Genomic DNA, 12282 nt, shown 5'->3' with positions numbered 1-12282 from the left:
TTAAAGATCTCAAACAGTTTAAAAGGTACTGAAGTATTCAGCAATCAAAGGATGTGGATTTTTCATTAACTCCTCTATTGGTTCGACAGCTAATATTTTGCCTTCGCCGATAAATGCGATTCTATCCGTAGTCCGTTTTAGGGACTCCACATCATGACTAACCATCACAATTGTCAAATGCAAGGCATCTCTTAAAAAGAGAATTAAGTCATCAAATTGCCTTGCGCTACGTGGATCAAGCCCTGTTGTGGGTTCATCCAGGAACAATAACTCTGGATCCATTGCGATGGCACGTGCTGCCGCAGCACGCCGCTGCATTCCACCACTTAATTCGGAAGGAAATTTCCCTGCGGCCTCTTTAGGTAATCCTACCAGGGAAATCTTAAGCATAGCGAGATGTTCCATAAACTTTGTGTCAAGGTTGGTGAATTCTTGCATAGGAAAGGCAATGTTTTCTAACACGGTCATCGCAGAGAAAAGTGCACTATGTTGAAATAACATACCCCAGCGGCGGCGAAGTCTATCTGCTTGTGAACTGGTTAGCTCTGCAATATCTTGGCCAAAAACTTGTAGAGAGCCTGCTGTGGGTTTGAGCAACATGAGAAGACTGCGTAATATGGTTGTTTTACCGCTGCCGCTACCACCGATAATTGCCAGGATTTCGCCTTTGTACACCGTGAGATTGACATCGGAATGCACCCACTGTCCACCGAGATAATTTTTTAATCCTTTAATTTCAATGATTGGCTCACTCATCTCTATAGGCCCATCCAGCTATAAACAACAGAGAATGCCGCATCAGCAACAATAATTAAAAATAAGGATTGTACAACGCTTCTTGTGGTTTGGCTGCCAATAGTATCAGCTTCTACTCGAAAGCCTTGAAAACAACCTACCAGGGCAATCAAAATGGCAAAAGCGGGGGCTTTATACAAACCTAACAGGAGTTGATCTACTCCTACGGAATCTTTTAAGCGAGCCAAGAAATCAAAATAGCTGACGTTCAGTATCCATTTTGACATGAGCAGAGCACCGATAATACTGAAAACATCTGACCAAAAATTAACAGCGGGAAAACAAGTAGTAAACCGAGGACTTTAGGCAAGACTAGCAGTTCTGTAGGAGATAAACCCATGGTTTTGAGGGCATCAACTTCTTCGTTAATTTGCATGCTGCCAATCTGGGCTGTGAATGCGGAGCTAGTCCTGCCTGCCACAATGATCGCTGTAATAAGTGGGGCAAATTCACGAAAGATAGCCATGCCAGATAAATAAGCAATAAAAATATTGGCACCATAAGTTTGTAGTTGTAAACCCATCTGATAGGCGAGAACAATACCAATTAGAAAAGATAGTAAAGCAAGAATAGGCAAGGCTTGAATGCCAGCAGAAGCGATATTTGAGGCAATACTAGGTAATTGAAAACGTTTCCAATAGCCGAAAGCCTCGAAAATTTTAGAGCTTAAATCACCAATTAAAATAACGAACCCATCAGCCTGGCGTAATTTGTAAACAGTTTCTTCACCAAGACGGGCTAATATATTTTTTTCTTCGGAGTGGGTGGCTTATAATCTAAATCACTTTTCTTTTCAGAGACGAGCTTTATTAGTGAATCTTGTTCTTTGGCAAATTTAACTAGCGTTACTTCTTTACCACCGGATTTCAGGATCTCCATACACCTCAATAAAGCTAGGGCGCCTGCGCTATCAAATTGGGCTAATTCAGCGCCGCTCACGGTGATTTTTTCTACTTCAGGCAGCGGTGTTTGTTTAAAACGTTCAACCAAGCCATCTATATGAAGAACAGACCAAGAGCCTTCACATTGATAGCTATGGTTTTCTTCGTTAAAGACAAATTGGCTTGTAGGTTTTACCTTGGTCATGATTGCGATCATTTCAAGAAATAGCCTAGGATAATACGAAACTACCTGTCACAGCAAAGTACTTGTAAAAACGTGAATAATTTTAAACGACTGCAAATTTTCTTTTGGAACATTGATCCCGGCTATTTTCGTTTGAAACATGCATTTAAAACGGTTTTAGCAATTGTCATCGCGTTATGGTTTGTCCGGCATGAAACTTATTTTACGAAAGCAATGACTGGATTGGCCTGCGGTATGTCTATGCAAGGAATGGTCGCTAAATCGTTTAGGTCGCGTGTTGTACAGGTGCTTCTGTTCGATCTGGCCTTTTTTACAGCGTTTATCACAGGCCTATGGGTACGTGATTTTCCTCATTTATGCGCAATAGTTTTAGTGGTTCTTGGTTTTACAGTCAATTACATGCGGCGTTTTGGTTTAAGTAATAGTGTGGCGCCAATGAAAGTGTGGACGCTTTGTTTTTTAGCTATTGTTATACCCTTTCAAACGAAGGAGTGCTGGGCACCTATTTATGGGTTTATTATTGGTTTGGTGGCAGGTGCACTGACTCTTCTTTTGGTTTTCCCTGACAATTACTCTAAGTTGTTTATCAACAATTCCAATCGATTATTTAAATCGTTAGCACGGGGCATGAATGCATTTAGGCAGCATATTTTGCTTCCGGTTCAGCCGCGAAGCATTGCTCGGCTTTCTTTTGTACGGATACGAGACGTATTGCATCATTTATTAGACAGCAATCAAACCATCGTGCAAAGCTTGGCAATCAATGAACGTGAGAAATTAATTGATGGGATAATGATTCAGGAATATGCATTAATCCATGCTTATAACATGATAGTAGATGCTTATAAGACTATGCTGGTAAAAAATTATCAATTGTCGCCATCGAAACGCCTTGCCTTGAGTTCAATATACAAGCAATTTGCAGTGTTGTTGAGGTCATTAACGATGAGCAAAGATTATTCTGTGACGGCGAAAACTTGTCGAATTTCGATGGCGAAAATTACAGAAAAACTGAGCCAGGAACCTTTAACAGATCCTGCTCTAGTGATGGTTTTCCTCAATTTAAAGCTTAGTTTTAGTTTGCTGCATGAAAATATACTGCGTTTACAACGGGGTGAGAATGCAGATTAGAAATACAACAAAAATGGCATTTCAAGCGGCTATAGCAATCTCGATTGCTGAAGTTATAAACTGGTGTTTTCAGATGGAGCGTGGTTATTGGATTATTTTAACAGCAATGGCTTTAACGACTCAGACCTGGGGAGAAAGTATTAAACGTTCTATTGAACGAGTTAGTATGACTATTTTAGGCGGTCTTTGTGGAACAGGGTTATATTTTTTATTGCCCGCTAATGACACACTCATTCTTATTTTACTTTTAACCTTTGTATTTTTTACTGTTTATATATTACCAATTAATCATCTTCTTGGTGTGTTTACGTTAACCGGTTTTGTGGTATTTCTCTTTGCATTGCTTAGTGATTGGACACTTTTTTACTTAGAGAGCGTATTTTAGATACGGCGTTGGGTGCGTTGATCGCTATTTTTGTTGGCTGTATTTTTTACCGGTAAGAACCAATATAATCGATATTTTCATTGGTTATCTAGAAAAAATGAATGCCGCGTTAGCACTGACTTTCACCACCCAACAACAAAGCAATCCGGTAGTTAGTAATCAAAATTTGTATGCTGATTTTCAAGCTATCCGTAAGCAAGCAATTGCAATGCGTTATGAAGTGCTTTTTCATCGTCTCAGTCGACAGGCGTTTAATTCCTTATTGATGCATATGGCTTTCTCTACTCAATACGTTGCTGGTTTAACTGAAGCTTATCGTTGGCTGGTTTGCTATTTAACGAATGAGGATAAGGAACATTTAGATATGGCTGTCAAAACCACGCAACATAATCTTACTGTATTGATAAAGCATCTTAAAAAGCAAAAACATCCCAGTATGCTGCCAGTAATCAATTTAACTGACTTGTTAACGAAGGCAATCAGTACTGATGCGCAGCGTTTTGCTTCGTTAGAAAGTGAAGCACTGGGCTTTTATAGCTTAATGTATTTCTTTACTCGCCTAAATACTCAATTAAATGAATCTTATAGTTTATTAAGCCACGTCTATGATTGATCTTTTCCACTCTACTGTGGTGGGAAATGGCTTCGTCGATATTGTGATCGACTCCTCGTATACTGACGTGTACACCCCGGCTCTGCACGGCTGTGGCTCCTCGCATTTTCCTCGCCACGTGAGTTTGGAAAGGGGTCTATTGAGCAAATTCAGTGTTCTCTAGTTGAAATTATTAGATTGTGATAAAATTCAAGCCATTTTTTCTGCTGCTGTGTACAGGACATGCAAGACGACTACAGCCAATTTGAAAAACGTAAGCAAGATCATATTGCGCTTGCTTTGATGCAAAGCAATCAAGCCAGTGAACTGAATGTATTGGACCAAGTATCTTTGTGTCATGAAGCGTTACCCGATATTGATTTTAATGAGCTCGTTATAGAAAGTAAGCGTTTTGGCCAGGCCATTGCGAAACCATTTTTTGTCAGCTCTATGACAGCGGGGCATCGTAATGCGGTTAATATTAATCGCAACCTCATTGCAGCGTGTGCAGCAAGTGGTTGGGCTATGGGAGTGGGCTCTCAGCGCCGTGAATTAACAGATAACCAGGCTGCTTTCGAGTGGCAATCTTTGCGTCAGGATTTTCCCGAGGTAAATCTGTTTAGTAATTTAGGTATTGCTCAATTAATTAATACGCCGCTTACCCAAATCCAACGTTTAACCGAAGCATTGCAAGCTACAGCGTTGATTATTCACTGCAATCCTTTGCAAGAGGCAATTCAACCGGAAGGAACTCCACAATTTAAAGGCTGCTGGAATGCACTTGCTAAATTAGTGGATGCATTGCCTTTACCGATTGTCATTAAAGAAACAGGCTGTGGGTTTTCTTTATCTACTTTACGCCGTTTAAATGAGCTTGGAGTTGCGGCAGTTGATGTGAGCGGTCTTGGTGGTACACACTGGGGGAGAATTGAGGGTCATCGTGCCGCAGAAGGAAGTATTAAACATAAAACATCGGTTACTTTCCGCAATTGGGGAATAGACACCGTACAAAGTGTTAACAATGCAGTTTCTTTAATGCCGAAATTTGAAATATGGGGTTCTGGTGGTGTCCGTCATGGTTTGGATGCAGCAAAATTATTTGCTCTTGGAGCCACTTCAGTGGGTTTTGCCAAACCAATGTTAGATGCAGCTTTGCAAAGTGCGCAGCAGGTGCATGAATTAATGGCATCTATTGAATATGAGTTAAAGGTTGCCATGTTTTGTACAGGCAGCCGTGTAATCAGTGAGTTGAAGGAGAAGGCATGCTGTTAAGCAGTCAAGCAGGTCAATTATTCCAGGGTTTTTCCAAATTGAATCGCGAGGAAAGATTTCAGCGCTTATTAGAATTAGGTGCGCTTACTGCAGAGGATATTGCCTATTTAGTCAAGGGAGGTGTCAGTGATACCGTTCTTGCGGATAAACTTATTGAAAATGTGATCGGTTATTTCCAGCTTCCTTTGGGCGTGGCCACTAATTTTTGTATTGATGGCCAAGATTATGTTATTCCGCTTGCGGTGGAAGAAACCTCTATTATTGCTGCTTTGTCGAAAACGGCAAAATGGATAAGGCAGCACGGTGAAATTCATACTCAGGTTAGGGGTGACTGCATTATTGGGCAAATTCAGTTGGCAAAAATAGATAATTTGGAGCGTTTTGCTGCGATCTTCCACGAAAACAAGCAATTCTTAATTGAAAAGGCTAATGAGGAAGTTGCCTTTAGCATGGTTCGACGCGGTGGTGGTGTTGTTGATTTAGAATTGCGGCAGTTGCAACGTGAAGATGGCCATAAGATGGCTGTTATTCATTTAATGATGAATAGCTGTGATGCCATGGGTGCAAACATCATTAATCAAGTGTTGGAATACTTAAAAGGTCCCTTGGAAAATTTAACTGGTGAACAAGTCACTATGTGTATTTTGTCCAACTTGAATGATCAGAAATTAACGACGGCTACAGTGGTTATTCGTGATGTTGAGACCGAGTTAGGGAAACGTTTACAAGAGGCTTCCCTATTCGCTGAAATGGATCCTTATCGTGCAGCAACTCATAACAAAGGTGTGATGAATGGGATGGATCCTGTTTTGATTGCAACAGGAAATGATTGGCGGGCAGTGGAAGCAGGTATTCATGCTTATGCAGCTCGTACAGGCCATTATCAAGCGATAACCCGTTGGCGCTATGCGGATGGGATTCTAACTGGTCAATTAACCGCTCCAATTATTGTGGGTACAGTCGGGGGAGTAACCGCCCTTCATCCCACTGCCAAGCTTTGTTTGCGGATGCTGGGAATTGAATCAGCAAACCATTTATCACGGATTATTGCTGCAGTAGGTTTGGTACAAAATCTGGGTGCTATTAAGGCGTTGTGCACTGAAGGCATTATTCAAGGGCATATGAAGTTACATATTGATAATTTACTGATGGTGGCTGGTGCGACTGATAGTGAGATGCCAGTGTTGAAAGAGCGCTTACAAAGCTGGTTAGTCACTAACAAGCGAGTTAGTTTAAACAATGCTTGTGAGTTGTTGACTGAGATAAGGCAGGCGCAGACTGCAACATGAAATGGCGTATACCTGCAAAAACTTTTTTACTTGGTGAATACGCTGCTGTGGCTGGTGAATCAGCCATTGTGTTAACAACATCACCTTGTTTTGAATTATCGCTTGTCAACGATGCAACAACGGTACAAGGTATTCATCCTGAATCACCTGCGGGACAATGGTGGGTTCATCATCGCATGCCTGGACAGGGGCTTATCTGGCATGATCCTTATCAAGGCAGGGGAGGACTTGGTGCTTCTAGCGCTCAATTTCTTGCGGTCTATCTTGCCAGCTGCTATTTACTGCATGTTGTGCCAAATCGTAAGGCAATGCTTGATGCTTATTACCAATCAGCTTGGCGAGGGGAAGGATTAAGACCAAGTGGTTATGATGTATTAGCTCAATCACAACACCGTTGTGTATATATTAATCGTCAGCGAAATATTATTAAGCCCTATGATTGGGGTTTTAAAGATATTTCTTTTTTACTGTTGCATAGTGGGCAGAAATTAGCTACGCATTATCATTTGCAAAAGGCAACCTTACCGAATTCTATTAACCAATTGGCAGCGACAGTCGATTTGGCACAAGCTGCTTTTGAGCAGATGAATAGTGAATGGTTGGTGCAGGCAGTAAATACCTATCAGCAACAGCTGGCTGACCTTCACCTGGTCGCTCCACATAGTTTACAACATCTAAATACCTTTAAGACTCAACCAGAGGTTCTAGCCGTCAAAGGCTGTGGTGCCTTGGGGGCGGATGTACTCTTGCTGATAGTACCCAGCAATTGCTTGAAAGCGAAGGTAAAAGATTTGCGTTCAGAAGGATGGACAATACTGGCAACCAGTGATGATTTATATGCTGGGTGGGCCTTAATGAAAAATAATCCCCATAAAACACTTGAAATTTTACCCTAATCCGGTATGATTCCAGCCTCTTTGGGGCCGTTAGCTCAGTCGGTAGAGCAGGAGGCTTTTAACCTCTGTGTCATAGGTTCGAATCCTATACGGCCCACCATTTTAGCGGTGTATTCTTCACCTCACTAAAATGAGTAGCTGAAAAATTGTTTACCCTGTAAAGGGCCGTTAGCTCAGTCGGTAGAGCAGGAGGCTTTTAACCTCTGTGTCATAGGTTCGAATCCTATACGGCCCACCAATTCTGATTTAATTGTTGTTTAAAGCGAAACAGTGTAACAATGCTCCTGATAGTTTAAGTTGATTCACCAACAATGCGCTCGTAGCTCAGCTGGATAGAGTACTTGGCTTCGAACCAAGGTGTCGGGGGTTCGAGTCCCTCCGAGCGCGCCATTTAAAATCAAAGACTTAGCTAAAAATTTGACTTAAGAACCAAGTCGGGGTGACGTAAACGTGCCCGCTACTCTCTCAGATGCGTTTCGTAAATGGTCACTCGAAAGGTGTGCATAACGCAGTACCGTATCATATTCTGACCATCCACCAAGTTGCTGTAACTCATGCAGGGTTGTACCATTTTGGACATGCCAACTTGCCCAAGTATGGCGTAAGTCATGCCAACGAAAATTTTTGATACCTGCTCTTTTCAGAGCTTTTAACCATGCATGATTATTACAACGAGTTACAGGTTTTCCTTGATAAGTAAATACAAAATCAGGATTTTTCCCTTTTTGCCGCACTAAAATTTCCAGTGCAACTGAGTTTAAAGGCACTGGGATAGCTCTTTTAGTTTTGGATTGATCGGGATGAATAAGTGCATGACCTTTTTTCATATCAACCTGGCTCCATTGCAGTCCCGTAACATTTGACTGTCTTAAACCAGTAACCAAAGTAAATGCAGCCATATCTTTTAAATGTGGCGGTAACTCCTTGAGTAATCTTTGTGCCTCCTCTTTAGTTAACCATCGCAATCGCTTATTTTCGAATTTTCTCATTCGAATTTTTGGTACTGAATCTAACCATTTCCACTGTTTATAGGCTCGATTCAAGATAGCTCGAACCAACTCCAATGTTCGATTAACGGAAGTTGGTTTAACTCCAGTCTTTTCCTTTTCGTCAGCTATGTATTCAATAAAATCGTCAGTGATATCTATAAGAAGCTTATTACGAAGATAAGAATCAAGTGCGGAAAGACAAGGGATTGACTCGAAAAGCACTCGCTGACTTGACTACCGACTTAAAACAATCCCGTATTAATAACTGGGAACGAGGTGTACGTACTCCAGGCCCCGAAGAAATAAAACAACTGGCAGAAGCATTAGAGGTTTCTCCAGCTTTCTTAATGTGTTTATCTGACGAGAAGCAATCAAAGCAAGAAAAAGTATTAGCCAATTAATTCCTCTTTACCAAGCGTGTGAAGCGAAGGCTATTTTGATAGAGGGGGAAGCAGAGAAAGAGTTTTTTATTTCTATTAGCAGGGCCCTGTTGCCAGAGTTAAGTAAAGAGGCCTTTGCATTAAAAATGCAAGATGACAGTATGAGTCCTGAGATCAGAATCAATGATATACAAATCATTGATCCTTTAGTATCACCTAAGCCAGGCGATTTCGTAGCGGTGAAACTAGCGCAAAAACCTGAAGTGATGATTTGCCAATATAAAAATTATCTTACACCTTACCTGAGTTTGAACTTCTAACCTTAAATGACAATTGGCCCAACATTAAAGTGAATGAAGGGATGGAAGTAACCATTCTAGGTAAGGTGGTACAGAACATAAGAGGGTATTAAAATTTCTCTAATGGCTCATAAAAAAGTTTCAATAATGTGTTGTACTATCACTGAGGTAACGGGCTTGGTGTAAACTTCGGTTGCTCCTAACTGTAAACACATTTGTTTGATTGCTTTACTCATATGACCTGAAATAACAACAATGGGCGTCTCTTTATTTAGCAGGCTATTACGGATGATAGGAAGTAATTCCATGCCTGATTTATCAGGTAAGCCTATGTCCGAAATAATGCAATGAAAAGCTTGTTTTGATAGGCACTCCAACGCTTCTGCAACAGTTCCTGCTAGTTCGATATCATAGTAGTTATTAAATAGAGCAAGGTAGATTTTCTGGCAGATAAAATTATCTTCAATTACTAATAGTTGAGGTTTAGTGCTATCACTTTTCTTTGGGGTAGACATTTAAAAATTCTTATTCCTGTAAAAGAAGCAAAACGTTATTTCTTTTACGGATTGAAAAAAGCTACCTAAAAGGAAGTCATGGCGACAGTATTTATCAGGTCTAACAGTAGAAAGCGGATAAAGGATGCTTATTTGATAAGACCTAACGATGTAGATATAGGAAGTAAAAATTCTGTAGTGCCTGCAATTAAAATTCATTTGCAAGTCACTACGGAATCAAATAGTATAAAAAGTGCGTTTTGACGTGTTTAAATGCAATAAGCGCTGACAGAGAGGAATGCGACCTCCTCCCCGCCAGCTAACCACAATCTATCTACGGAGATAAATTATGGCTAAGCCGAGTTTAGTTCATTTCAGTTTTATATTTCAATGGCATGTCCGTAAGAATCCGCCACAATTTCCCATTATTTCCACAGCTTGAACATTAAGAACACGGTTAGTAGCGTGTTTTTAAAACGCTTTTAACCAAAATCTTAAAAATTCAGCGACTAGAGACACAGGAATTATTTTTTCAATAATTCCTGTGCTAAGTCACACCTTTAAAAATAAAGGAAGAATAATGGTGAAAACAAAGCGAGAAACCTTAAGGAAAACGAATTTAGGTGATAGTCCCTTTTTTCAAGTTTTTGCAAAAAATTACTTAGACTATTTAGGAAACTCTAATCCAACATATAAGCAGCTAGCCGAAATACAAGCCTTACTTTCCAATACTTGGATAAGGCTACCGATTTGTTTCGATCTTCGATTAAGCGAGCAAGAAAAACAATGCCTGTACTTATCTGCACAAGGTAAAGAGCTTAAAGAAATTGCTGTATTTTTAAATGTAACCTTGCGAAGAGTTACCCAATATCGGCAAGCTATCTTTCAAAAGTTAGGATGCAGGAATATAACCAGTGCAATTATTGTTGGTATTCGCTATGGAGTGATTAAAGAAGAGAATGTACTAGAAGATTAAATTGGTTTGGTAAGTTGCAAATTTCACTTCCTGTGTCAGCACATCCGTCTGCTGACTCTTGTTCACGGACTTCGTGTCCTGATATTTGCAACTTTCCAAGGATGCAATACGGCTCTAAAATTTAAATTGCCATAGTGTTTAACTTCTAATCTACACTGTAGTAAATCCCCTTTTACGTATCTTTTAATCAATAGAATAATTTTTTCAAAAATCCTTTATGTACTCATTCAAGATTCACAAAAAGACTATAATCTTTTTAGAGAAAACGAGTTTAAATACTAAGTATGGATAAATTAGATTCAGGGTTTATATTTTTAGACGTAAAACATCCATTAGTTGCCTGGGAATGTTATAGAGGTAGACTAATATCTCCAATCTATATTGAGGAATTGGATATTTATCATCCTTCTATAATGTTAGCAGGGATTATTGAAACAAAAAATAATATAAGATTATGTAATGAGTTACTCTTTGAACATGTGAGAGCAACAGAATTTCCAACTGCAGTATCGAGGCTAAAATGTTTGTATACCTTTAAAGAAAAAATTCTATTAAAAAGGCGAAAAGCTGGGGGGGGCATTTTGATCTTGAAAATGTAACTCAAGTAGAAATTAAAGCCCATAATTTTACAAAAGCTGATGCGCACTGGATAACTTATGCGGAACGCTGGCCAAACGGCTTAATCAAGAAAGATTACATTCCTCAGATTAGGATGTATTGGAAGGAAAACTCTTATAATAATGACCCGCATTGGGAGTACCTTGTCGAAGGACAAGCAATAATACATGACATAGAATTACAAGAAAGAGCCTATCAATGTCTTGCAGGTACCATGCCTCAAGCACTAGATCAATTAAAATTGGCAAGAATTGCTTCCGAATTGAATTCTAACTTGGGGCACAGTATTCCTTTTATAAATCGCTTGTCAAAAATTAGGTTTAAGCTCAGTTATTTTATGGATATGAGAGATGCTAAAAACCCAAATTTTTTAGAGAGGCTGCGGAAATACCTCTCTCAAAATCAATTATCAGGCAAAGACTGGCAATTATATACTCCTGATTTTTAAAGATTTTTTCAAAAGAATTCACACTATCAGAAACATATTTATATGGGTTTTCTAATCTGAGAATTCATATTAATTAAGAGGGAAAATTTATGCTAAATTTTTACATTTAAAAGATTTATAAGACTGAATAAGAACAAGATAGTTTATTAATATAAAGGAAAAACCCTTAAAGAAATTGTATCTCTATTGAAAGTATCTATACATATCTCCTTAGATTTGGATGTATCAATTGCCGATGACTATCGCATTTCTTTCAGAAAAACATCAAAAAATATGGCATGTTCGCTTTGCTTATGGTTCCTACTGTGCTGATGGGAAGTTTGTTCCTTGCAGTTAATTAAAAATGGCTGATCTTTTTAATAAGGATGTTCGTACCATTAATAAGGATATAAATATTTCTGTGGAAAAGAGCTCATATCTGACCCAACCATCCGGAAATTCCGGATGGTACGCGAAAAAGGGACAAGGAAAGTTTCTCGTGAATGGATCACTCTGATTATATCTATTGTAGGTTGATCGCCAAATGAAGAGTTATTTTAAGTTCTACACTAAAACATGTGATTAGATGTAGTAGTTCAAACTTGATCTGACAGTTACCGGTTTTAAGAAGTGTCTGTCAGGTTAAGTCTAGT

12 protein-coding genes, 3 tRNA genes and 3 pseudogenes are annotated in these 12282 nt (G+C 39.4%); 13 read left to right on the top strand and 5 right to left on the bottom strand.

Going from position 1 to position 12282, the window contains the following annotated elements:
• Positions 1-18: 18 nt before the first annotated feature.
• From BN58_RS17800 to BN58_RS35160, 3 genes and pseudogenes are all read right to left on the bottom strand, one after another.
• On the bottom strand, positions 19-756 hold the full coding sequence (locus BN58_RS17800) for an ABC transporter ATP-binding protein (RefSeq protein ID WP_019217991.1): 738 nt from the start codon (positions 754-756) through the stop codon (positions 19-21).
• 2 nt (positions 757-758) lie between these two features.
• Positions 759-1372 (bottom strand): annotated as a pseudogene (locus tag BN58_RS35165) (MlaE family ABC transporter permease).
• Between the two features lie 161 nt (positions 1373-1533).
• Positions 1534-1881: a hypothetical protein gene (locus tag BN58_RS35160; RefSeq protein WP_232220756.1), complete on the bottom strand. Its 348-nt coding sequence runs from the start codon at positions 1879-1881 to the stop codon at positions 1534-1536.
• 72 nt (positions 1882-1953) lie between these two features.
• Here BN58_RS35160 and BN58_RS17780 point away from each other — a divergent pair, with 72 nt between their 5' ends.
• From BN58_RS17780 to BN58_RS17740, 9 genes are all read left to right on the top strand, one after another.
• Positions 1954-3012: a hypothetical protein gene (locus BN58_RS17780; protein ID WP_019217990.1), complete on the top strand. Its 1059-nt coding sequence runs from the start codon at positions 1954-1956 to the stop codon at positions 3010-3012.
• Entirely contained in the window at positions 3002-3397 is a 396-nt protein-coding gene (locus BN58_RS17775; protein ID WP_019217989.1) for an FUSC family protein, read from the top strand. Before BN58_RS17780 ends, BN58_RS17775 begins: the two co-directional genes overlap by 11 nt.
• Positions 3398-3494: 97 nt before the next feature.
• Entirely contained in the window at positions 3495-4010 is a 516-nt protein-coding gene (locus BN58_RS17770; RefSeq protein ID WP_019217988.1) for a hypothetical protein, read from the top strand.
• Positions 4011-4232: 222 nt separating this feature from the next.
• Complete coding sequence (fni, locus tag BN58_RS17765) at positions 4233-5261, top strand: type 2 isopentenyl-diphosphate Delta-isomerase (protein ID WP_019217987.1); 1029 nt, start codon at positions 4233-4235, stop codon at positions 5259-5261.
• On the top strand, positions 5252-6550 hold the full coding sequence (locus tag BN58_RS17760) for a hydroxymethylglutaryl-CoA reductase, degradative (protein WP_019217986.1): 1299 nt from the start codon (positions 5252-5254) through the stop codon (positions 6548-6550). The genes fni and BN58_RS17760 overlap by 10 nt, the downstream gene beginning before the upstream one ends.
• The gene (locus BN58_RS17755; RefSeq protein WP_019217985.1) at positions 6547-7446 is read left to right on the top strand and encodes a mevalonate kinase family protein; all 900 of its coding nucleotides are present in this window, start codon (positions 6547-6549) and stop codon (positions 7444-7446) included. The genes BN58_RS17760 and BN58_RS17755 overlap by 4 nt, the downstream gene beginning before the upstream one ends.
• 24 nt (positions 7447-7470) lie before the next feature.
• A tRNA-Lys gene (locus tag BN58_RS17750) sits at positions 7471-7546 on the top strand.
• 62 nt (positions 7547-7608) lie between these two features.
• Positions 7609-7684 (top strand) — tRNA-Lys (locus BN58_RS17745).
• 75 nt (positions 7685-7759) lie between these two features.
• Positions 7760-7836, top strand: a tRNA-Arg gene (locus tag BN58_RS17740).
• Positions 7837-7868: 32 nt separating this feature from the next.
• Here the strand turns inward: BN58_RS17740 and BN58_RS26825 are convergent.
• Positions 7869-8633: pseudogene (locus BN58_RS26825) on the bottom strand (integrase); the annotation flags it as partial.
• Positions 8634-8641: 8 nt separating this feature from the next.
• On the opposite strand from BN58_RS26825, the pseudogene BN58_RS26820 reads away from it, so the two are divergent.
• Positions 8642-9227, top strand: a pseudogene (locus BN58_RS26820) (helix-turn-helix domain-containing protein).
• A gap of 15 nt (positions 9228-9242) precedes the next feature.
• Here BN58_RS26820 and BN58_RS29120 read toward each other — a convergent pair.
• A complete protein-coding gene (locus BN58_RS29120) occupies positions 9243-9629 on the bottom strand; it encodes a response regulator (RefSeq protein WP_019217983.1) in 387 nt (128 codons plus the stop codon).
• 559 nt (positions 9630-10188) lie between these two features.
• Here BN58_RS29120 and BN58_RS17710 point away from each other — a divergent pair.
• From BN58_RS17710 to BN58_RS17700, 3 genes are all read left to right on the top strand, one after another.
• A complete protein-coding gene (locus tag BN58_RS17710; protein WP_019217981.1) occupies positions 10189-10584 on the top strand; it encodes a response regulator transcription factor in 396 nt (131 codons plus the stop codon).
• A gap of 284 nt (positions 10585-10868) precedes the next feature.
• On the top strand, positions 10869-11183 hold the full coding sequence (locus tag BN58_RS17705; protein ID WP_019217980.1) for a DUF2441 domain-containing protein: 315 nt from the start codon (positions 10869-10871) through the stop codon (positions 11181-11183).
• Between the two features lie 113 nt (positions 11184-11296).
• Entirely contained in the window at positions 11297-11650 is a 354-nt protein-coding gene (locus BN58_RS17700; RefSeq protein ID WP_019217979.1) for a hypothetical protein, read from the top strand.
• Positions 11651-12282 lie beyond the last annotated feature (632 nt).

The organism is Legionella tunisiensis, from assembly GCF_000308315.1.
Taxonomy (GTDB): domain Bacteria; phylum Pseudomonadota; class Gammaproteobacteria; order Legionellales; family Legionellaceae; genus Tatlockia; species Tatlockia tunisiensis.
The sequence above is the reverse complement of the archived record's forward strand: the minus strand, read 5'-3'. Positions and strand labels throughout refer to the sequence as shown.